19 protein-coding genes are annotated in these 22,266 nt (G+C 65.3%); 15 read left to right on the top strand and 4 right to left on the bottom strand.

The window, feature by feature from the left end:
• Window positions 1-2: 2 nt before the first annotated feature.
• Window positions 3-734 carry a deoxyribonuclease V gene (gene nfi / locus F0A16_RS02470; RefSeq protein WP_149433797.1) on the bottom strand — a complete coding sequence of 244 codons (732 nt, stop codon included), beginning with the start codon at window positions 732-734 and terminating at the stop codon, window positions 3-5.
• Window positions 735-888: 154 nt separating this feature from the next.
• Here nfi and F0A16_RS02465 point away from each other — a divergent pair, with 154 nt between their 5' ends.
• The 3 genes from F0A16_RS02465 (at window position 889) to F0A16_RS02455 (ending at window position 7,053) form a co-directional block, all read left to right on the top strand.
• Window positions 889-2,115 (top strand): exonuclease SbcCD subunit D C-terminal domain-containing protein, encoded by a 1,227-nt coding sequence (locus F0A16_RS02465; RefSeq protein ID WP_149433796.1) that lies wholly within the window; start codon window positions 889-891, stop codon window positions 2,113-2,115.
• The gene (locus tag F0A16_RS02460; RefSeq protein WP_149433795.1) at window positions 2,112-5,420 is read left to right on the top strand and encodes an AAA family ATPase; all 3,309 of its coding nucleotides are present in this window, start codon (window positions 2,112-2,114) and stop codon (window positions 5,418-5,420) included. Before F0A16_RS02465 ends, F0A16_RS02460 begins: the two co-directional genes overlap by 4 nt.
• A 337-nt stretch (window positions 5,421-5,757) precedes the next feature.
• Window positions 5,758-7,053: a CitMHS family transporter gene (locus tag F0A16_RS02455; protein WP_149433794.1), complete on the top strand. Its 1,296-nt coding sequence runs from the start codon at window positions 5,758-5,760 to the stop codon at window positions 7,051-7,053.
• Window positions 7,054-7,059: 6 nt separating this feature from the next.
• Here F0A16_RS02455 and F0A16_RS02450 read toward each other — a convergent pair whose 3' ends face one another.
• On the bottom strand, window positions 7,060-8,250 hold the full coding sequence (locus F0A16_RS02450) for an ROK family transcriptional regulator (RefSeq protein WP_149433793.1): 1,191 nt from the start codon (window positions 8,248-8,250) through the stop codon (window positions 7,060-7,062).
• A 187-nt stretch (window positions 8,251-8,437) separates the two neighbouring features.
• On the opposite strand from F0A16_RS02450, the gene xylB reads away from it, so the two are divergent.
• The 4 genes from xylB (at window position 8,438) to F0A16_RS02430 (ending at window position 13,756) form a co-directional block, all read left to right on the top strand.
• Window positions 8,438-9,172, top strand: coding sequence for a D-xylose 1-dehydrogenase (gene xylB, locus F0A16_RS02445; protein ID WP_149433792.1), 735 nt, complete (start codon window positions 8,438-8,440; stop codon window positions 9,170-9,172).
• A 46-nt stretch (window positions 9,173-9,218) separates the two neighbouring features.
• Window positions 9,219-10,625, top strand: coding sequence for a sugar porter family MFS transporter (locus F0A16_RS02440; protein WP_149433791.1), 1,407 nt, complete (start codon window positions 9,219-9,221; stop codon window positions 10,623-10,625).
• 84 nt (window positions 10,626-10,709) lie between these two features.
• Window positions 10,710-12,113, top strand: a complete 1,404-nt coding sequence (locus F0A16_RS02435) for an MFS transporter (RefSeq protein ID WP_149433790.1) — start codon at window positions 10,710-10,712, stop codon at window positions 12,111-12,113.
• Between the two features lie 23 nt (window positions 12,114-12,136).
• On the top strand, window positions 12,137-13,756 hold the full coding sequence (locus F0A16_RS02430; protein ID WP_149433789.1) for a glycoside hydrolase family 43 protein: 1,620 nt from the start codon (window positions 12,137-12,139) through the stop codon (window positions 13,754-13,756).
• A 54-nt stretch (window positions 13,757-13,810) separates the two neighbouring features.
• Here the strand turns inward: F0A16_RS02430 and wrbA are convergent, their stop codons facing one another.
• Window positions 13,811-14,416 (bottom strand): NAD(P)H:quinone oxidoreductase, encoded by a 606-nt coding sequence (gene wrbA / locus F0A16_RS02425; RefSeq protein WP_149433788.1) that lies wholly within the window; start codon window positions 14,414-14,416, stop codon window positions 13,811-13,813.
• A gap of 257 nt (window positions 14,417-14,673) precedes the next feature.
• Between wrbA and argE the strand changes: the two genes are divergently transcribed.
• Window positions 14,674-15,834 carry an acetylornithine deacetylase gene (gene argE, locus F0A16_RS02420; RefSeq protein WP_149433787.1) on the top strand — a complete coding sequence of 387 codons (1,161 nt, stop codon included), beginning with the start codon at window positions 14,674-14,676 and terminating at the stop codon, window positions 15,832-15,834.
• 45 nt (window positions 15,835-15,879) lie between these two features.
• Window positions 15,880-16,311: a gamma-glutamylcyclotransferase family protein gene (locus tag F0A16_RS02415; protein ID WP_149433786.1), complete on the top strand. Its 432-nt coding sequence runs from the start codon at window positions 15,880-15,882 to the stop codon at window positions 16,309-16,311.
• A 33-nt stretch (window positions 16,312-16,344) separates the two neighbouring features.
• On the opposite strand, the gene F0A16_RS02410 is transcribed toward F0A16_RS02415, so the two are convergent.
• Window positions 16,345-17,100: a FadR/GntR family transcriptional regulator gene (locus F0A16_RS02410; protein ID WP_149433785.1), complete on the bottom strand. Its 756-nt coding sequence runs from the start codon at window positions 17,098-17,100 to the stop codon at window positions 16,345-16,347.
• 307 nt (window positions 17,101-17,407) lie between these two features.
• On the opposite strand from F0A16_RS02410, the gene F0A16_RS02405 reads away from it, so the two are divergent.
• The 6 genes from F0A16_RS02405 (at window position 17,408) to F0A16_RS02380 (ending at window position 22,259) form a co-directional block, all read left to right on the top strand.
• Window positions 17,408-18,148, top strand: a complete 741-nt coding sequence (locus F0A16_RS02405) for an SDR family oxidoreductase (RefSeq protein ID WP_149433784.1) — start codon at window positions 17,408-17,410, stop codon at window positions 18,146-18,148.
• A gap of 206 nt (window positions 18,149-18,354) precedes the next feature.
• Window positions 18,355-19,197 carry an ureidoglycolate lyase gene (locus tag F0A16_RS02400; protein ID WP_149433783.1) on the top strand — a complete coding sequence of 281 codons (843 nt, stop codon included), beginning with the start codon at window positions 18,355-18,357 and terminating at the stop codon, window positions 19,195-19,197.
• Between the two features lie 29 nt (window positions 19,198-19,226).
• Window positions 19,227-20,129, top strand: a complete 903-nt coding sequence (locus F0A16_RS02395; RefSeq protein ID WP_149433782.1) for an amidohydrolase family protein — start codon at window positions 19,227-19,229, stop codon at window positions 20,127-20,129.
• Window positions 20,126-20,926: an L-fucose dehydrogenase gene (locus tag F0A16_RS02390; protein ID WP_149433781.1), complete on the top strand. Its 801-nt coding sequence runs from the start codon at window positions 20,126-20,128 to the stop codon at window positions 20,924-20,926. Before F0A16_RS02395 ends, F0A16_RS02390 begins: the two co-directional genes overlap by 4 nt.
• Before the next feature lie 20 nt (window positions 20,927-20,946).
• Window positions 20,947-21,285: an L-rhamnose mutarotase gene (locus F0A16_RS02385; RefSeq protein WP_149433780.1), complete on the top strand. Its 339-nt coding sequence runs from the start codon at window positions 20,947-20,949 to the stop codon at window positions 21,283-21,285.
• Entirely contained in the window at window positions 21,243-22,259 is a 1,017-nt protein-coding gene (locus tag F0A16_RS02380) for an ABC transporter permease (protein WP_149433779.1), read from the top strand. Before F0A16_RS02385 ends, F0A16_RS02380 begins: the two co-directional genes overlap by 43 nt.
• Window positions 22,260-22,266: the final 7 nt, after the last annotated feature.

The following is a 22,266-nucleotide window of genomic DNA, read 5'->3' as shown; positions in this document are numbered from 1 at the left end:
CGCTACAGCGACAGCTGCCCGCTGACCGCCACTTCGCCCTTTCTCGACGCCAGCCGATCCGCCAGCCGGGTCGGCTCCGGCAGCTTGGTCTTGTCCAGGCAGCGCACCACCCACTCCACGGCACTGTCCAGCGACATCCGGTGCCCCGGCGACACGAACAGCGGCTTCACCCCCACCCGCGAGCGCAGCACCGCGCCGATGGTGACGCGTCCGCGCTCGTCGACGGTGACATCGCTCGGGTCCTGTTCTCGGCGCCGGTCGGTCAGCGGCGTCCACTCGCCCTTGACCGACGGTACCTCGCCGAACTGGCCGCACAAGCGGCTCTTGCCGACGCCGATGGTCGGCAGGTCGAGCCACAGCCCCAGATGCGAGGCGATTCCCAGACGACGCGGATGGGCGATGCCCTGGCCGTCGACCATGATCAGGTCCGGGCGCTGGGAAAGCTGCTCGAACGCCCCCAGCGCCGCCGGAATCTCGCGAAACGACAAAAGCCCCGGCACGTAGGGCATGCGCGTCGGTTCGCGATGCACCACCTGCTCCACCAGCGCGAGCGACGGCCACTCGAGCAGCACCAGCGCCGCGCAGGTGGTCTCCCCGCCATCTTCGAAGCCGATATCCATCCCCGCGATCAGGCCGACCTCTCCCAGCGCATTCTCGCGCATGATTCTCGGCGCCAGCTGCTTCTGCAGCGCGATCGCCGCCTCGGGCGTCAGATTCCATTCGTGTAGCGCCATCCCGCGCCTCCCGTCGTCCAGGTTGAGGACACCAGCCTAGCCGCGGAAAGTGTCGACCTCCACTCGCGATTCCCCTTCAATCGACGCGACGTCGCGTTACACTTGGCCACGCTTGTACCGCTTCGTCTCCTCAGATGTCACAGGGCGCCACGCCATGAAACTCCTCCACACCGCCGACTGGCATCTGGGCCAGTCCTTCCATGGCCAGGAGCGCCATGTCGAGCATCGCGCCTTTCTCGACTGGCTGCTGGCGACGCTCGTCGAGCGCCAGTCCGATGCGCTGCTGATCGCCGGTGACATCTTCGATGTGGTCAATCCCTCGCTGCGCGCCCAGGAGCTGCTCTACGACTTCATCGTCGCCGCCCACGCCGCGCTACCGGCGCTGGAGATCGTGATGATCGCCGGCAACCACGACAGCGGTTCGCGCATCGAGCTGCCCGCGCCGCTGATGAAGAGCCTCAAGACCCATGCCCTGGGGCGGGTGCACTGGCTCGATGATGGCCGTCTCGACAGCGACCGCCTGCTGGTTCCGCTGCATGACGCCAAGGGTACGCTCAAGGGGTGGTGTCTGGCGCTACCCTTTCTGCGCCCCGCTGAGGTGACCGGTGGTGAAATCGACGACTATCGCGATGGTATCGCTCGGGTTCATCAGGAGCTGATCGCCGCGGCCGAAGCGCACCGCCAGCCGGGACAGGCCCTGGTGGCGATGAGCCACGCCCATCTGCAGGGCGCCGCCGTTTCCGAAGCGAGCGAGCGACCCATCGTCATCGGTGGCGAGGAGTCGGTGCCGGCGACGCTGTTTCCCGAATCGATTGCCTACGTCGCGCTCGGTCATCTGCACCGGCCGCAGCAGGTCGGCGAAGCCCGGATTCGCTACAGCGGCTCGCCGCTGCCGCTCGATTTCAGCGAGAGTCACTATCCGCACCAGGTGCTCGAGGTCACCCTCGACGGTGACACGCTGGGTGAGATCGAGACGCTGCCGATTCCGCGTCATGTGGCACTACAGCGCGTGGGGCCAGGCAGCCTCGAGGAGATCGAACGGGAGCTCGAGGCACTGGAAGCCGATGCCGAGCTGCCCCGGGAACGCTGGCCGTGGCTGGAGATCCGGGTCGATCTCGACGCACCGCGCCCCGATCTGCGCGCGCGCATCGAGGCGGCGATGGCGGGCAAACCTCTGCGCCTGCTGCGCATTCACAGCCGCTATCCCAATGCCAGCTCGCAGGAGGACGTGAACGCCAACGTCGACCTCGACAGCCTGACACCGCAGGAGATTTTCACGCGGACCTGGCAGAGCCGTTACGGCAACCCGCCACCGGAAGACGTGCTGGCCGATTTCGCCAGCCTGCTGCAACAGGTTCAGGACAGCGAGGCCGAGGTATGAAGATTCTCGCCATTCGACTGGAAAACCTCGCCTCTCTGGCCGGTCACCACGAGATCGACTTCACTGCCTCGCCGCTGGCCGATCAGGGACTGTTCGCCATCACCGGCCCCACCGGCGCCGGCAAGAGCACCCTGCTCGACGCACTCTGCCTGGCGCTCTACGGCAGCACGCCGCGCCTGCGCCAGGCGCCACGGCGGGATTCCCAGATCGCCGACGTCAACGCCGACACGCTGACCACCGCCGACGCCCGTACCCTGCTGCGCCGCGGCTGTTCCGGCGGCTTCGCCGAGGTCGATTTCGTCGGCCGCGATGGCCGTCGCTACCGCGCTCGCTGGTCGGTGCGCCGCGCCCGCGACAAGGTCGACGGCAGCCTGCAGAAAGCCGAGCAGTCGTTGACCGACCTGGACGCCAACCAGTTGCTGACCGCCCAGACCCGGGAGTTCGAGAAGCTGCTGCCCGAGCGGCTGGGACTCAAGTTTGACCAGTTCACTCGCGCCGTGCTGCTGGCCCAGAGCGAATTCGCCGCCTTCCTCAAGGCCGATGACAACGAGCGCAGCGAGCTGCTCGAGCGTCTCACCGACACCCAGCACTACTCCGAGATATCCAAGGCCGCCTATCAACGCGTGCGTGATGCCAAAGCCGCGCTCGAGGCGATCGACGCGCGGCTGGCCGATTCCCTCCCGGTGGATGCCGAGACTCGCGCTGAACTCGAACGCCAAGCCCAGATCGAGGAGCAGGCGCTGGCCGAACTGCAGGCAGAGTTGAACCGCCATCAGGCCCAGGCCGTCGAACTCGAACGCGATGCCCAGCTTCATCAGGCGTGGCAGCAGGCCGATGCGCAATGGCAGCGGGTCGAACAGGCTTGGCAGCAGAGCCAGCCGCAGCGTGAACGACTGGCGCAACTCGACGACCTGGCACCCTGGCGCGAGCGTGCCGAACGTCGTCAGGCGCTGGAACGGTCGCTGACCGCCCACCGGCAGACACTGGAAGACGAACGACGCCAGTTGGAAGCGTGCGACACCGAACGACGCACGCTCGAGCCGCAATTGAGCGCGGCACGAGAAGCGCGTGAGCAGGCGAGAAACGCCTATCAGGCCGCGCAGCCTGAACTGGAACAGGCCCGCCGACTGGCGGCCGATCTCGAACACCAGCAACAACGGCTGGAGCAGCAGCAACAGGAACACCGCCAGCTTGCCGAGACGAGCAAGGCCGACGACGAACGCCACCGGCAACTGGTGGCGTCCCGCCAGCCGCTTGAACAGCGGCTGCAGCGACAGCGTGCGACGCTCGTTGGCCTTCTCGGCAAGCGCGAAGGCGTGGATTCACGCCAGATCGCTCATGACACCCGCAGCGCCCTGAACGATCGGCGCGATCAAGCCCAGCGCGATCTGCAGGCCCTTCAGACCCTTCAGCAGGACTGGCGCGAGGGTGAGCGCCTGCGCCAGGAGCGCAGCACCACGCAGCACCAACTCCAAAGCGAACGCCAGCGACTGGCGGATCTGGAAACCCAGGGCAAGCGCGCGAAGGTGCAGCTCACCGCAGCCGAGGCCGAGGAGACCGCGGTCCGCCAGCAGATAGAGGGTGCCAGCGCCGCGCGCAGCGACGCGGTCGATCGACTGCGCCAGCAGTTGAGCGATGACCAGCCCTGCCCGGTTTGCGGCGGCACCGATCACCCATACCGCCATTCGCCGCCATCTCGACCCGACGCCACGCTGATCGAGGCGATCGAGCGCCAGGAGCAGGTGCAGCTCGCCGATCAACGCCGCAAAGTCGAGAACGCTCATCAGGTCTATCACCAGTGCAGCGCAGACTACCGCGCCTGCCGCCAGGGCCTACAGGAGCGAGAAAGCCATCTCGAGACCGTGACGCGCCAGCTCGAGCATGCCGAGCAGGTCATCGATGCCCACAGTGCCGCATCCGCCCTACGCCAGAGCGGGAACGCCGCTCACTGGCTCGAGTCACGCCAGCAACAATTCACCCGGCAATGGCGCGAGGCCAGCGATCAGCTCAGTGCGCTCGACGAGGCCGAACGCGCCCTCCAGCCGCTGGAAGCCGAATGGCAGCAGCTCTCGCTGGAACTCGGCCGGCTCGAGGAGCGTCGATCGTTGAGCCATGAACGCCAGCAAGCGCTGGAGACCTCACTGCCCGCGCTTCGGCAGGCCCGCGACGATATCTCGCGGCAACTGTCGGCTCGATTGGGTCACCATGCTTCGGTCAGCGACTGGCAAGCCACTCTGGAGCAGCACCGAGAGCATGCGGAGGCGGCTCTGGAAACGTGCCAGACACGTTGGCAGAACCTGACTCAGACGCACACGCAGTCGACCCAACGCGTGGCGGACCTTGAGCAGCGCCAGACCGAAGCACAGATGGAATTCGAGGCTCTCGATGGCGCCTGGCAGGCCTGGCGCGCGGCGCGGCCGAAGCTCGACGATGAACGCATCGATAGCTTGCTGGGTGTCAGCGCAGACGACCACCGCCAGCTTCGCGATGCCCTGGCGCAGCAGGAGCGCGAGCGAAACGCCGCGAGCATCAAGCGCGAGGAGCGTCGGGAGGCGCTACGAGACCAGCGCCGTCGGTTGCTGCCAGCAGCGGACACGGCGCAGTTGCTCGACGAGACGAACACCCATGCGCTATCGGTGCGTCTGACCACCCAACGCGAGACCGCGCAGGCGTTGATCCGCCAGCGCGACGAACGCCAGGAAACCCGAGATGCCTCTCAGCACCGCCTGCGCGAAGACGACCGCCGTCGCCTGGCCCAGCGCGAGGGTGCCCGGGCGCGCGAGTCGGCCCAGCGCGAGGTCGATCGCTGGGAGCGCCTCAACGGCCTCATCGGCAGCGCCGATGGCAAGCGTTTCCGCCGAATCGCCCAGGCCTACAATCTCGACCACCTGCTGACCCACGCCAACCAGCACTTGCACGCCCTGACGCCGCGCTACCGCCTCACTCGCGGCGGCAGCGAACTCGGCATCCTGGTGATCGATGGCGACATGGCCGACGAGCGGCGCTCGGTGCACTCGCTCTCCGGCGGCGAGACCTTCCTGGTGTCGCTGGCGCTGGCGCTGGGGCTGGCCTCGATGGCGTCGCATCAATTGGCGATCGAATCACTGTTCATCGACGAAGGGTTCGGCAGTCTCGATCCCCAGTCACTGGCACTGGCCATGGACGCGCTCGACGGTCTGCAGGCCCAGGGGCGGCGTGTCGGCGTGATCTCCCACGTTCAGGAAATGCACGAGCGAATCCCGCTACAGATACGGGTCGAGCCCAGTGGCAACGGCGCCAGCCAGCTCGTGATTCGACGCGTTTGAATGTCTTCCATTGAGCGACATCGGCAGGCCGCCTCGAGATTAGACTTTGGTCTATAAATCAATGCCGCATCGATGGCATGAACCTTTCCGATTGGAAAGGTTCATGTCATCTCGAGAGCGTCACCAACCGATGAATTCATCAGGAATTACAACGACGAGCGCCAATAATCCACACCACCTCAGCATCCACCTCAGACCACAAAATCCTTACAAATCAGTAATGTTTACGTTTATGTAAGAATTGCCTCGAAGAAAAGGCTCTGCCTACTATCCCGCCGCATCGTCATTTCATGCCGAACCGTTTCCGGTGACGCATGCCATCTTGCGGAGGTGTTTTTTGCTCACGATCATTGGCCTTGGCATCATCATCGCCATTGTGGCGTTACTGCTTACCGAACGCGTCACACCGATCATTGCGCTGTCGATGGTCCCGTTGATCGGCGCCCTTCTGGCCGGTTTCGGGCCGACGGACATTGCCGGGTTCTTCGAGTCGGGATTACAGGATGTCGCCAATGTGGCGGTGATGTTCATCTTCGCCATCCTCTTCTTCGGCGTGCTCCAGGATGTCGGCCTGTTCGACCCCTTGATCAACCGCGTGGTGGCGCTCACTCGCGGCAACGTGATCGCCGTCGCCATGGGTACCGGCGTGATCGGCACCATCGCCCATCTAGATGGTTCCGGCGCTTCCACGTTCCTGATCTCCATACCCGCGCTGCTACCGCTCTATCAGCGCCTGCGAATGAGTCCTTACCTGCTGCTGCTGATCGTCTCGGCGAGCATCGGCATCATGAATCTCGTCCCGTGGGCGGGTCCGATCGGACGCGCCGCCGCCGTTACCGGCATCAGTCCCACCGAGTTGTGGCGCGCCATGCTGCCGGTGCAGATCGCTGGCTTCGCCATCCTGATGATCTTCGCCGCTCTCCTCGGCCTGCGCGAACAGGGAAGGATCCGGCGGTTACCCGCCCAAGACGATCGACCCTCGCCGGACAACGTCGTTGCCGATGCCGAGAACGGCAAGGCGCTGCCGCCACGGTTCTGGCTCAACCTGGGCATCGCCGTCGCCACCATCGGCGTGCTGGCATCCGGCGTCATGCCGCCCGCCTACATGTTCATGCTGGCGCTCGGTGTCGTGCTGCTGGCCAACTACCCCAAGCCCAGCCAGCAGATGGAGCGTATCAAGGCGCACGCGCCCGGTGCCCTGCTGATGGCATCGATCATCAGCGCCGCCGGCGCCTTTCTGGGGATCCTTTCCGGTACCGGCATGCTCGAATCGATCGCCACCGACCTGGCCCAGGTGCTGCCCCAATCCATGGTGCCCTACCTGCATCTGGTGATCGGCGTCTTCGGCGTGCCGCTGGACATGCTGACCAGCACCGACGCCTATTACTTCGCCCTGCTGCCAGTGGTCGAGCAGGTCGCTTCGACCCAGGGCGTCGCCGCCGACAGCGTGGTGTACGCCATGACAATCGGCAACAACGTCGGCAAGATGATCAGCCCGTTCTCTCCCGCCATGTGGCTGGCGCTTGGCCTGGCCGGCGCGGAGATGGGCCGCCATATCCGCTACTCATTCTTCCTGCTGTGGCTGTTCAGCCTGGTGATGCTGGCTTTCGCCTACCTGATCGGACTGCTCTGATCTGGCTCAAATCTCGATCGCCGCCCGAGCCATTACTTGGGCGGCGGCGCCTCTGGCGGCCACGTAGGTGCTGTCCCCGATCACCTTGACGGGTACCGTCTGCGACTGCCGGAGCAGGTCGTTCTGGTGGGTGGCGAAGTAGGCCAGGGCCGGCCCGGTCAGGCTCTCGCCCAGCTTCATCAACGATCCCCCCAGAATCAGCATCGACGGGTTGAGCGTGTGATGCAGGTTGAGCATCAGCAGGCCGAGCGCTTCGCCGGCTCGCTTCATCACGGCCTGGACCTCGCCATCCTCGGCCCGGGCCAGAACCGCGTTGCTGAGACTGGCATCGATGTCGACGTGCAGCGCCTCGCGCAGCGCCCACCCACTGACCAGCGTCTCCGCGCAGCCGTGATTGCCGCAGTGGCAGAGCGCGCCTCCCGGCTGTATCACGGTATGCCCGATCTCCCCCACCAGCCCCTGGTGGCCCCGCGGCACCAGCGGAAAGTGCTCGCCGCTGACCACGCCACAGCCAATGCCGCTGCCGGCGCTGATGTAGGCGATCGACTCAGGGGGCACGCCCTCGAAGAAATAGAACTCGCCGAAGGCGGCGGCGTTCGCCTCGTTGTCCAGCAGCCACACCCCGTCCGGCAGGTCCGGTTGCTCGCGCAGCAGCGCCAGGAAGTCGATGTCCACCCAGCCCAGGTTGGGCGCCAGGCTGAGGATCGGCGCCCTGGGCGAGACGGGGCCCGGCACCGCGACCCCTAGTCCAAGGCAGCGGCGTTCCGCGATGTCGGGCGCCTGACGCAGCTGTACCAGCAGCGCCGCCAGCCGCTTCGCGGTCGTGGCAGGATCGGTGGGAGGCTCCTCCTGGTGGATGCTTGCCAGGACGACGCCAAGCAGATTGCAAGCGACCAGCCGCAGCCCCTTGACCCCGACCTCGGCACCCAGCATGTAGTGGCGCTCGCCATCCAGGTAGAGCGCCCGCCCCGGCCGCCCCCCGCCGCGCGCGTGGAGCTCCCCTTCGCGCAGCCATCCCCGCTCGACCAGCGCCTGCACCACGCTGCCCACCGTGGCCTTGGTCAGGCCGGTTCGCAGCGCGATGTCGGCCCGCGACAACCCGGGGCTCCGGCGCACGGTGCTCAGGATCGTGCTGCGGTTGAGGCTCTTGAGGTAGTTGAGATCGCCGGAGGTCTGCGGCGTGAACGCATTATGCATTGGATGATGGCAACGTCGGGTGGCGGTGGATGCCGCGACTATACCAAAGCCGGCCGATTCCCACCGAAGGCGCTCCTCTCGTCGCGACCTAAGTCTTAACACCAATGACCAATGGCAGCCGGTTCGCCAAGCGCGCATGCTGCGGCAACACTTAGTTAACAGCATTTACTAACCATCGAGAGACCTCATGCAGTCAGCCATCTATCCCAGTCTCGAAAGCAAGCGCGTCGTCGTCACCGGCGGCGGTTCCGGCATCGGGGCGGGCCTGGTACGCGCCTTCGCCGCGCAGCGCGCCCAGGTTCATTTTATCGATATCCTCGATGACGCCGAGGCGCTGGCGGACGAGCTGGGCGAACGGGTCCATTTTCATCGCTGCGACCTCACCGATGCCGAGGCGTTGATCGCGACGCTTGCCGGCATCGGTGACATCGACGTGCTGGTCAACAACGCCGCCAATGACGACCGCCATCGACTCGAGGACGTCACGCCCGAGTACTGGGAAAACCGCATGGCGGTCAACCTGCGCCATCTGGTGCTGGCCGCACGCGAGGTCGCCCCGGCCATGCGCCGCCGTGGACAGGGCGTGATCATCAACCTGGGCTCGATCAGCTGGCACCTGGGCCAGCCCGGCATGGTGCTCTACGAAACCGCCAAGGCCGGCATCGAGGGGCTGACCCGGGCCCTGGCGAGCGAGCTGGGCAGCGACGGCATCCGGGTCAACTGCGTGATCCCCGGCAATGTCAAGACGCCGCGTCAGTCCCGCTGGTACGGCCCCGAGGACGAAGCCCAGATCGTCGCCGAGCAGAAGCTCAAGGTGCGTATCCATCCCCACCACGTGGCCGCCATGGTGCTGTTCCTATCCTCGGATGACGCGGCCGCCTGCACCGCACACAACTACTGGGTCGACGCCGGCTGGCTCTGATCGCGAGTCGCCGACGCCGCCCTCGATACACCAACGGAGCTTCACAATGCCAACTCAAGTTGCTTCACAACGCCCTGTCGTGGTTCTGCTCACCTGTTGCGTCGCCGCTATCGGCGGCTTCCTGTTCGGCTTCGACAGCGGCGTCATCAACGGCACCGTCGACGGCCTGCAGCAGGCCTTCCAGTCGCAGAGCGTCGGCACTGGATTCAATGTCGCCTCGATGCTGCTCGGCTGCGCCGTCGGCGCCTTCTTCGCCGGTCGCCTGGCGGACAAGTTCGGCCGCCGCACGCTGCTGCTGGTGGCCGCCGTCTTCTTCATCATCAGTGCCTGGGGTTCCGGTATCGCCGGCGGATCGCTCGAGTTCGTGATCTATCGTGTCCTGGGCGGCCTGGCGGTTGGCGCGGCCAGCGTCATGTCGCCGGCCTATATCAGCGAGATCGCCCCGTCCCACCTGCGCGGCCGGCTGGCAACGATCCAGCAGGTGGCGATCATCGGGGGCCTGTTCTTCTCCTTTCTCAACAACTACATCCTGGCCAATGTCGCCGGTAGCTCCACCGCAACGCTGTGGTTCGGGTTCGAGGCCTGGCGCTGCATGTTCTGGATGGAACTGATCCCGGCGGTCATCTTCCTGATCGCGCTGATGTTCATTCCGGAAAGCCCGCGCTTCCTGGTCAGCGCCGGACACCACGACAAGGCCGAGCGGGTCCTTCGCCTGGTCTATGACGAAGCCGGTACCCACAAGCGTCTGGCCGATATCCGTGCCTCCCTCTCCAGTCGTCACCAGCCGCGCCTGCGGGACCTGATCAATCCGCAGACCGGCAAGGTGCTGAAGCTGGTCTGGATCGGCATCGGTCTGGCCGTGTTCCAGCAGCTGGTGGGTATCAACGTGGTGTTCTACTACGGCGCGGTACTGTGGCAGGCGGTCGGTTTTTCCGAGAGCGATGCGTTGATGATCAACGTCATCAGTGGCGCCGTCAGCATCGCCGCCTGCCTGGTCACCATCGGCCTGATCGATCGGATCGGGCGCAAGCCGCTGCTGTGGGGCGGCTCCGTAGGCATGACCGTCACCCTGGCGATGCTGGTCTACGCCTTCTCCACCGCCGACATCGTCAACGGTTCGCTGGCGCTCTCCACGGGCAATGGCGTGCTCGCGCTGATCGCTGCCAACGTCTACGTCTTCTTCTTCAACGTCTCCTGGGGCCCGGTGATGTGGGTCATGCTCGGCGAGATGTTCCCCAACCAGGTACGCGGCTCGGGCCTGGCCATCGCCGGCCTGTTCCAGTGGCTCGCCAACTTCGCCATCACCATGACCTTCCCGATCATGCTGGCGTCGATCGGCCTGACCGGCGCCTACGGCTTCTATGCCCTCTGCGCGCTGATCTCGGCCATCTTCGTCGCCCGCTTCGTGCGTGAAACCAACGGCAAGGAACTCGAGGAGATGGCCTACGAGTAAGGCGGCAATTCATGGATAGGGATGGTCGTCGCGGTCCCGCCGAGAGCAGCGGCCGCGGCGGCCATCACCGGTAGCGAGGTGACAATGACGAGCGACACAGGTGCGATCGAGACAAGCACGGTAGAGACAGACCCACGGTCAGCGCACGACCCCGCGGCGGCCGTCCCGCTGATGGAGCGGATCGGCTACGGCTGCGGGGATCTGGCCAGCAATTTCATCTGGCAGGCGATGAGCATCTTCATCGTCTACTACTACACCGATGTGATTGGCATCGCCGCCGGCATCATCGGCTCGATCATGCTGTTTTCGCGGGTGTTCGACGGCGTCTCGGACATCGCCATGGGCTACGTGATCGACAAGACCACCTCGCGACACGGCAAGGCCAGGCCCTGGCTGCTGTGGCTGGCGGTGCCGTTCGCGATCTCGGCGGTGCTGCTGTTCGCGGTGCCCGATGTCTCTCCGTTCTGGCAGACGGTCTACATCGCGGTGACCTACAACCTGGTATGCCTGGTCTATACCGGCCTCAACGTGCCCTACGGCACGCTCAACTCGCTGATCACCCAGGACCAGTATCAGCGCTCGCTGCTCAATGTCTTTCGCATGAGCCTGGCGCTGGTCGGGGTGCTTCTCGTCAGCAACCTGACGCTGCCGGTGGCCACGCTGTTCGGCGGCGGCCAGGGAGGATGGATCGTCACCTTCGCGATCTTCGGCGCCATCGGCACGGGGCTGTTCCTGTTCACCTTCAAGAGCACCCGCGAACGCGTCCAGCCGGCCGACGAGAAACGGCGCCAGACGCCGGTCCCACTGAAGCAGAGCCTGCGTACGCTCGGCAAGAATCGCTACTGGGCGCTGGCCACGCTGTTCATCCTGATCACCTACGTCTTCAACGCGCTCAATTCCGGGGCCGTCGTCTACTACGCCCAGTATCTACTCGACGATACCTGGCTGGTGGGCGTCATCACCACCGCCTACATCGTCTTCATCCTGGCAGGAATGGCGTTCGTGGCGCCGATCACCAAGCGCTACGGCAAGCGCAACGCGATCATCGTCGGCGAACTGATCACCCTGGTCGGCTATGGCGTCATGCTGATCGACCTCGGCAACGTCTACCTGATCGTCGCCGGCACCGTCATCCGCGGGCTCGGCAAGGCACCGATCAACGGCAGCATGTTCGCACTGCTCGGCGACACCATCGAGTACGGGGAGTGGAAGACCGGGATTCGCAACGAAGGCATGGTCTACAGCGGCGGCAGCATGGGCATCAAGATCGGCAGCGGGCTGGGCACGGCACTGCTGGGATGGATACTGGCCTTCGGCGGCTATGTCGGCGGTGGCGGCGAGCAGAGCGACACGGCGCTGTTCGCGATCCAGGCGCTGTTCGTCTATCTGCCGATGGGCCTTTGCGCGCTGATGATCGTGCTGATGCTGTTCTACGACCTCGACAAGCGCTATCCGGCCATCGTCGCCGACCTCGCCGCCAAACGCTGAAACCCGTCGCGACAGGAGATCGAATGTCCACCATTGCCAACCCCATCCTGCCCGGCTTTCATCCGGACCCGTCGATACTCCGGGTCGACGACGACTACTACATCGCCACCTCGACCTTCGAATGGTTTCCCGGGGTCGCGCTCCATCACTCCCGGGACCTGCTCCAGTGGCGCCAGTTGCCGTCGCCCCTCGACCGGCGCTCGCAGCTGGACATGATCGGCGACATCGATTCCGGCGGCGTGTGGGCACCGTGCCTGAGCTACGCGCATGGCCGCTTCCATCTGATCTACACCAACGTCAAGAGTCGCCGTGGCGCGTTCAAGGACACCCACAACTATCTGGTCAGCGCCGAGCGGATCGAGGGGCCCTGGTCGGAACCGGTTCCTCTCAACAGTAGCGGCTTCGACCCCTCGCTGTTCCACGACGATGACGGCAGCAGCTGGCTGCTCAACATGATCTGGGATTTCCGCAAGGGCCGTAACGCCTTCGCCGGTATCGCCCTGCAGCGCTACGACATCGAACGCCAGCGACTCACCGGGCCCGTGCACAACATCTTTCGGGGCACGTCCCTGGGCGTCACCGAAGCCCCGCATCTCTATCGAAGAAACGGCTACTACTACCTGGTCACCGCCGAGGGCGGTACCGGCTACGGCCATGCCATGACGGTAGCCCGCTCGCGCCAGTTGACGGGGCCCTACGAGGTCGACCCGACCAACCCGGTGCTCACCTCGAACCCGGATGCCGCCGACCAGCTGCAGAAGGCCGGCCACGGCAGCCTGGTGGAGGCCGCCGGGGGCGAGTGGTACTGCGCCCATCTCTGTGCCCGACCGGTCGTCGCCGGGCGCTGCATGCTGGGGCGCGAGACCGCCCTGCAGCGCTGCGTCTGGACCGAGGACGACTGGCTCCGCATCGAGGGCGGCCCCTATCCCAGCCACCGGGTGGCCGGCCCGGATCTTCACTGGCAGGCTCCCCTCGCCGAGCCGGATCGCGATACCTTCGAGAGCCCCGGCCTCCACCGCTACTGGCAGAGTCTGCGCAGGCCGTTCGACGACACCTGGCTGTCGCTGACCGAGCGCCCGGGCTGCCTGCGGCTCAAGGGCGGCGAGTCGATGCAGTCGACCCACCGACAGAGCCTGCTGGCCAGGCGCCTGACCCATCTCGAGGTGGAGGTGGAGACGCGACTGTCCTTCCACCCCGACCATTTCCAGCAGATGGCGGGGCTGATCCTCTACTACGACACCCAGGATTACGTCTACCTGAGGGTGACCCGGGACGAGACGCTGGGCCGTTGCCTCGGCATCCTCGTCTCGCGCCATGGCGTCTATGACGAGCCGCTGACCAGCGATTTCCCCCTGGTCGATGGCGACGTGCGCTTGATGGCGCGTCTGGAGCGCGAATGGCTGCGTTTCTTCCATGCGCCGGGCGATGCGCAGGGCGATCCGGATCGAGATGGCGACGGTATCGAGTGGCAGCCGATCGGCGAGCCGCTCGACATCTCCCATCTCTGCGACGACGATCCGGACTATATCCGCTTCACCGGTACCTTCGTCGGCCTCTGCGCCCAGGATCTCTCCGGGGCCGGACTCGCGGCGGACTTTCACGAGTTCGACTACCGCCCAGCAAAAAGCCGCCGATCTTCATGAGATCAGCGGCTCTCGGATGCCGGTCCGGCCGCGAAGGGCCGTGGCCGACCGGCTTCAGCCGGCGAGTCTAGCCGCCAGTTCAGCCACGTGCTTGCCCTGGAATCGCGCGATCGCCAACTCGTTCTCGCTAGGCGTGCGACTGCCGTCGGCGTTGGCCAGCGTGGTGGCGCCGTAGGGCGTACCGCCGGTGATCTCGTCCATGTTGGAAAGCTCGGGGCAGCTGTAGGGGACGCCCACGATCACCATGCCGTGGTGAAGCAGCGTGGTGTGGATCGAGGTGAGCGTGGTCTCCTGCCCGCCGTGCTGCGTCGCCGTCGAGGCAAAGGCGCTGCCGATCTTGCCGATCAGCTTGCCCTGCGCCCACGGGCCCCCAGTCATGTCCCAGAAATTGCGCATCTGGGAGGCCATGTTACCGAACCGGGTTGGCGTGCCGACGATGATGGCGTCATAGTCGGCCAGCACATCCGGCCCTTCGATCAAGGGCGCGCCCTGGTCCATCTTGTAGCCGGATTTTTCCGCCACTTCATCCGGCACCAGCTCCGGCACGCGGCGGATATCGACCTGGGTGCCACCGACGCTTTGGGCACCGTCCGCCACCGCCTTGGCCATGGTCTCGATATGACCGTAGCTCGAGTAATACAACACCAGCACCTTGCTCATGAAAATCTCCTGGGGAGTTGGAGTTTCGGGAAGAAACGCTTTTCAGACTAGGCGCGTAAATCATTCGGCGCCATGGCGTCGAGACTGCGTTTTTTGAGCCGAAAGCAGCGAAACGATCGAACGCTTCGCCCCCGAGGGCGCGCCGCGGCATCCGACGCCACGCCTGTTCGGGGGTGTTTGTTGCTACGGAAGGATAGCCGCTATTCTGTGGCCTCACCCACTGAACCGGGGTCCACACTGGTGGACCGGAGCAAGCGATGACCACTTCCCGCGACCTGCTGGCCTCCCTGATCGGCTTCGATACCGTCTCCCGGCACTCGAATCTCGAGTTGATCGATTTCGTCGAACGCTATCTCGCCTCTCACCGCGTGCCGGCCCAGCGCATCACCAACGTCGATGGCAGCAAGTCCAACCTCCTGGCACGCATCGGCCCGGCGGTCGAGGGCGGCGTGGTACTTTCCGGTCACACCGATGTGGTGCCGGTCGACGGCCAACCGTGGAATAGCGACCCGTTCACCCTGACGGACAAGCAGGACGGACGACTCTACGGTCGCGGCAGCTGCGACATGAAGGGGTTTCTCGCCTGCGCCCTGGCGCAGGTGCCCGCCTGGCAGGCGCTGGATCTCGCGCGGCCGATCTACCTGGCCTTCTCGTTTGATGAGGAGATCGGCTGTCTCGGCGCGCCGGCAATGATCGAGCGGCTGATGGCGGATGAGCCATTGCCCGGCGCGGTGATCATCGGCGAGCCCACCTCGATGCAACCGATCGTGGCACAGAAGGGAATTACCACCCTGCGCACCACGGTGACCGGCAAGGAATCCCATTCCAGCCAGATCAATCAAGGTGTGTCGGCGATCCACGTGGCCGCCAAACTGGTGACAAAAATCGAGGCGATCATGCAGGAACTGGTCGACGAGGGCGCGCTGGAACATGTCTTCAACGTCCAGCACTCGAGCTTGCATGTCGGGCTGATCGAGGGCGGCACCGCGATCAACATCATGGCTCGCCACTGCCAGTTCGACTGGGAGATCCGCCACCTGCCCAGCGACGATTTCGAGGCGGTCTCCACCCGTTTCGAGCGCTACGCCAAAGCGCTGGAAGCCGAGCTGCAAAAGCGTGCACCGGAGATCAGCATCGTCACCGAGCAACTGGTCGATACCGTGCCGGCGCTGGCCGATCGCGACAACGCACCGGCGCTCGACCTCTGCCGCGCGTGTCTCGACGACCCCGACATCGACACCGGTGGCGTCGCCTACGCCACCGAGGGCGGCCAGTTCCAGCGCGCCGGCCTGGCCACGGTCGTCTGCGGCCCTGGCAGCATCGAACAGGCGCATCAGCCCGACGAGTACATCGAGATTCACCAGCTCGAGGCCGGCGATCGCTTCATGCAGCGGCTGGGCGAGCGGATGGCGCGTTGAGCGCTGCCGTTACTCTACTCCAGTCAGACAAGGGGGACCAAATTCATGCATACGCCAGCTCTGGCTGTTCGTTGCACCGCGCTGGTAGCCGTCTACGGCACCTTGAAACGCGGGCTGCGCAACCATCACTGGCTCGACGGTGCCGACTTCGTCGGCGAGGACGTCATCACCACGGCGACGCTCTACGATATCGGCCCCTATCCGGGAGCCAAGGCTGAATCCTCCCTGGGCGTGGAGATCGAAGTGTTTCGCGTCGACGCGGCCTGCCTGAAACGCCTCGACCGCCTGGAAAACTACCGGGTGAGACGACCGAAATTCGGCGACTACGATCGCGCCGTCCACGCCACCGCATTCGGACCCGCCTGGCTCTATCTCTACAACCGCGACGTGGCCGGCTGTCCGGTGATTCGCCAGGGCGGCTGGCCGGTGGTGGCGTCATCGATCGTGGCCCACCCCAGGGCCACCAAGTACCCGTAGGCAGGAGAGATTCGCTGACTGTCCGCCAGCCGTTCACGCGTCGAAGAACACTCTCAGGACGTGATCCATGTGCACTTCCATCGCCTTCCTCGCCGCATCGGGATCGCGACTCTCGATCGCCGCCAGGATGCGCTCGTGATCATCCTGTGACTGGCGCGGCATGTCGGTTTCCATGAACAGTTCCTGGAGGCGGCGAAACATCTTGCCGTACTGGTGGCCGAGCAGATGCTTGATGGTCATGGCGTAGGCCGCGTTGCCCGACGCCTCGGCGATGCGGATGTGCAGCAGTCGATCGCCGGCCTGGTTGCGCCCGCCGTGACGATTGTCCTCGACATTGCGCGCATAGGCGGCGCGCATCGCGGCGAGCTCCTCGTCGCTGGCGTTGAGCGCCGCCAGCGCCGCCGTCTCGGGCTCGAGATAGCGTCTCGCCTGCAACAGCGAGAACGGCGGGATCTCCTGGTCCAGGTCGAGTTCGATCTCGCTGGCGAACTCCGGGTCCAGCGCCCACCCTTCCTGGCGCCGGGCCGCGCTCATCACCGAGCTGCCCACCTCCTCGTGCCGCTCCAGCACCAGCACGCCGTGCCCGACGCGCACCTCGACCTGGCCGACGACTTCCAGCGCGATCAGCGCCTCCCGCACCGACGCCCGACTGACCCCCAGCTGCTGCGCCAGGTCACGCTCCGGCGGCAACAAGGTGCCCGGCGGAAACTCCCCCTGGCGAATCAACACCAGCAACTGGTCGGCAATCTGACGATAGAGCCGCTGTGCGCGAATGGTCTGGATCGGCATCCATCGATCTCCCGGTTTCATGAGCAGGACGAGCCAGGCTCTGCTTGAAGAATTGACGGCCGGTGTCTCTCCGAGTGTCAACGTCGAAGTGACGAACGCGGCCATTTTTCAGGCAGAGCATAGACATTGGTCGCAAATGACAACGCTACCAGCGGCTTTCGGCGGCTTATTAGACGTTTGGCGATTTGCGAGCCGTTTCGGCAAAGGATAATACTTGGATCAAAGGTCAGGCCTTTAGACATTAGAACCAACCTTCTCTTCAGAAGCAAAAAACAGAGCATCGAAGCCGCCTTCAGGAGCCCCGGTCATGCGACTCGCCAACAAAACCGCACTGATTACCGCTGCAGGACAAGGCATCGGCCACGCCACCGTCGAACGGTTCCTGGCCGAGGGCGCCCGCGTGATCGCCACCGATATCGACCCGGCCAAGCTGGAAGGGTTGGCCGGTGCCCAGTGCCACACGCTGGATGTGACCGATGCCGAAGCCGTGCGGGTGCTGATCGAGTCGCTGCCACCGCTGGATATCCTGTTCAACTGCGCCGGCACGGTGCCGAGCGGCTCGATCCTCGAGTGCGACGAGGCCCAGTGGGCCTTTGCCCAGCGCCTCAACGTCGACTCCATGTTCTACACCATCCGCGCCGCGCTGCCAGCAATGCTGGCCAATGGCGGCGGCAGCATCATCAACATGTCGTCGCTCGCCTCCAGCGCCAAGGGCGTGGTCAATCGCTTCGCCTACGGCACCACCAAGGCCGCCGTGGTCGGACTGACCAAATCCGTCGCCGCCGATTTCATGACCCGTGGCATCCGCTGCAACGCGATCTGCCCGGGCACGGTCGACTCCCCCTCCCTGCGCGAGCGGGTCGCCGAGCAGGCGCGCCAGCAGGGCCGCACCAACGACGAGGTCTTTGCCGAATTCATCGCCCGCCAACCCATGGGTCGGCTGGGCAAGGTGGAGGAGATCGCCGCACTGGCAACGCATCTGGCCAGCGACGAGGCCTCGTTTATTACCGGCACGGTGCAGATGATCGATGGAGGCTGGTCCAATTAGGGAGGCACTGTATAAATGGCTGCGCAGGTGAATCGCCGCGTTACGCGGTGCTCGGAATCCTCAGCTATACCCCATAGCCTCCGGTTCCTGTGCTCCGGGCGCCTTGCGCTTCATCCTGCTCGCCAATTTATCCAGCACTCCCTCATTCCGGAACACGGTAAAAGTCTCAAAGCAGCCCAAACAGAATTCATCCAGAAGGAAACCGCATGAAACTGCTACGCCACGGCCCCAAGGGTCAGGAAAAGCCCGGTCTGGTCGATGCCAACGGCACCGTTCGCGACCTCTCCGGCCAGATCGACGATATCGCCGGCGACGTGCTCTCTGACTCGGGCCTGGCTCGGCTGGCACAGATCGATACCGCCAGCCTGCCGGAAGTCTCAGCCGATACGCGGCTTGGCCCTTGCGTCGGCCGGGTCGGCAAGTTCATCTGCATCGGGCTGAACTACTCCGATCACGCCGCCGAGACCGGCGCCGAGGTGCCCGCCGAGCCTGTCGTCTTCAACAAGTGGACCAGCGCCATCTGTGGGCCCAACGACGATGTCGAGATTCCGCGGGGTTCCCGAAAGACCGACTGGGAAGTGGAACTCGGCGTGATCATCGGCAAGGGCGGGCGCTATATCGATGAAGCCCACGCCATGAGCCACGTCGCCGGCTTCTGCGTGGTCAACGATGTCTCCGAGCGCGAGTATCAGCTCGAGCGTTCCGGCACCTGGGACAAGGGCAAGGGCTGCGACACCTTCGGCCCGCTCGGCCCCTGGCTCGTCACCCGCGACGAGATCGCCGATCCACAGAATCTGGACATGTGGCTCGAAGTCGACGGCAAGCGCTATCAGAACGGCTCGACCCAGACCATGGTGTTCCAGGTCCCGCATCTGGTCGCTTACCTGAGCCGCTTCATGAGCCTGCAGCCGGGCGACGTGATTTCTACCGGCACGCCCCCGGGCGTCGGCATGGGTCAGAACCCGAAGGTCTTCCTCAAACCGGGCCAGACCATGCGCCTGGGGATCGAAGGGCTGGGTGAACAGCAGCAGCGCTGCGTCGAGAGCTGATCCGACCATCGTCCACGGAGGTCACCGTCATGCGTATCGATGCCCATCAGCATTTCTGGCACTACCGGGCGAGCGAGTTTCCGTGGATCGACGGCGCCATGGGCGAGCTGCAGCGGGATTTCCTGCCGCCGGATCTCGCCGCCGAACGGCAGGCCTGGGACATCGACGCGACGATCGCGGTCCAGGCGCGACCGCTGACCCGGGAGACCGACTTCTTGCTCGATCTGGCCGAGCACGACCCGTCGATCGTCGGCGTGGTCGGCTGGATCGATCCGGTGGCGGGCGACCTGGAGACACAGCTGGATCGCCGGCACTCGTCGCGGTTGTGCGGCTTTCGTCACTTGATCCAGGACGAGGCCGAGCCCAGCGACTATCTGCGCCGGCGCGACGTGCAGCTAGGCGTCCAGCAGCTCCAGCGCGCGGGCTGGTGCTACGACGTGCTGGTCACCGCCGCCCATCTGCCGGCGACGCTCGACTTCTGCCGCGCCTGCGACGGGCACACGCTGATACTCGATCATCTCGGCAAGCCCGACCTGCGCGGCCATCTCGACGACCCCTGTGGCGGCGGCTTCGATACCTGGCGCCGCGAGCTGACGAGCCTCGGTGAACTACCCCATGTCGCCTGCAAGCTCTCCGGACTGATCACCGAAGCCGACTGGCGGCACTGGCGTGCTCACGATATCCAGCCCTATCTCGACGTGGCACTGGAAGCGTTCGGTGAGGAGCGGCTGCTGTTCGGCTCCGACTGGCCGGTCTGCCTGGTGGCCGGCAGCTATCACGACGTCCTGGCGCTGATCGATGACTGGGCCACCCGACGCGGGCTCGACAAGAAAGCGCTGTTCGGTGGCAACGCTCGACGCCTGTATGGCTTGAAGATGCCTGATGTGCGCTCGCTGAACTCTCCCGATAACGATAAAGAGCCCTGCACATGAACCTGGAACTCCAAGACAACGTCATCATCGTCACCGGCGGCGCCTCCGGCATCGGGGCTGCGATCAGCGAAGCGCTGGTCGCCGAGGGAGCGATACCGGTCATCGTGGCGCGCGACGAACCGCCGGCGGAATGGCTGGCGAAGCTCCGCGAATCCGGCAGCATCGAGTTCATCGCCACGGAGCTGACCGACGACGAAGCCTGCCGCTCGGCGGTGGCCCGGACGGTCGATCGGCATGGGCGGCTCGATGGGCTGGTCAACAACGCCGGCGTCAACGACCGGATCGGGCTCGAGGCCGGGGTCGAGGCGTTCCAGGCCTCGCTGGATCGCAATCTGCTCCACTACTACGCCATGGCGCATCACAGCCTGCCCCACCTGCGGCGAAGCCGTGGCGCCATCGTCAATGTCGCCTCCAAGACCGCGCTCACCGGCCAGGGCGGCACCAGTGGTTACAGCGCGGCCAAGGGCGGCCAGTTGGCGCTGACCCGGGAGTGGGCGGTGAGCCTCGCCGGCGACGGCATTCGCGTCAACGCGGTGGTGCCGGCCGAGGTCATGACGCCGCTCTATCGCCGCTGGATCGATAGCTTCGACGACACCGAGGCTCGCCTCGCCTCCATCACCGCCACGATTCCCCTCGGCCAACGCATGACCGAACCCCGGGAGATCGCCGACAGCACGCTGTTTCTGCTGTCTCCACGAGCGTCCCACACCACCGGCCAGTGGCTGTTCGTCGACGGTGGCTACGTCCATCTCGATCGCGCCATGACGGCGCCTTCGACAACGGGTCGGCAAGGCTGACAACAACGGAGGCCGAAGACATGCGTTACTGCCTGGCGCTGGATCTGGTCGAAGACGACGCCTCGATTGCCGAGTATGAGCGCCGACATCGAGAGGTCTGGCCGGTAGTCGAATCCCACCTGCGCGGCTGCGGGGTGGAAAGCCTCGAGATTTTTCGCTTGGGCTCGCGACTGGTCATGGTCATGGAAACCGATGACGACCGATTCAGTTTCGACGCCATGGCCGCCGCCGAGCGTAATAACCCGGCGGTGCAACGGTGGGAGGCGGAAATGTGGCGCTACCAGCGCCCGACGCCCTGGACGGAGGAGAACAACAAATGGCAACCCATGACGCCAATCTACCGCTTGGGCGCGGCATGAAAGCCCCGGCAGCCACGGGCACGCGCCACCTGCGCAAGTGGGGCCTACCGGTGGAGACGCTGGTGCTCGGCCTCACGCTACTGCTATGGGTGGTGATGGCGCTGACGACCTCGACCTTTCTGACGACCAATAACGTGGTCAACATTCTGCGCCAGGTGTCGATCGACAGCATCATCGCCTTCGGCGTGCTGTTCCCGATCCTGATCCGCGGTATCGATCTGTCGGTGGGCTCGGTGGTGGCGCTCTCCGGCGTCGTCTGCGCGACGCTGCTGACCGCGGGCGTGCCGATCCCCCTCGCCATTGCGCTGACGCTCGTGCTCGGCGTGGCAATCGGCTCGCTCAACGCCTTCTCCGTCTACCGCCTCGGCATCCCGGCCTTCATCATCACCCTCGCCGGTCTGCAGGCGTTTCGCGGTGGCGCCTTCCTGGTCAGCGACGGCACCAGCGTGTTCGGCCTGCCCAAGGCGCTTTCCGCCTTTGCCCGCGCCGAATGGCTCGGCATTCCGTCGCTGTTCTGGAGCATGCTGGTCATCGGCGTGGTGCTGCACTTCATCCTCAGCCGTACGCGCACCGGACGCTACATGATCGCCATGGGCAGCAACCACGAGTCCGCCCGCCGCGCAGGGATCAACATCAAGCGCATCGTCTTCTTCGCCTACATCGTCAGCTCCGTCACTGCCTGCATCGCCGGCATGCTGCTGATGGCGCGCATGAGCATCGGCTCGCCCACCGCCGGGGTCGCCTACGAGCTCAACGCCATCGCCGCCGCCGTGGTGGGGGGCGCCAGCCTCTTCGGCGGTCGCGGCAGCGTACTCGGCACCTTCATCGGCGCCCTGCTGTTCGCCACCATCGCCAACGCCGCCAACCTGCTGGGCATCGACTCGTTCTGGCAGATGGTCGCGACCGGGATTCTCATCGCCGCCGTCGTCTACGTCGATAACTTGCATAAGCGCCGCCAGAGCGGCGTGAAATAGGAGTCCG

Origin of the sequence: Salinicola corii (assembly GCF_008298015.1) — a bacterium.
GTDB lineage: Bacteria > Pseudomonadota > Gammaproteobacteria > Pseudomonadales > Halomonadaceae > Salinicola > Salinicola corii.
The sequence above is the reverse complement of the archived record's forward strand: the minus strand, read 5'-3'. Positions and strand labels throughout refer to the sequence as shown.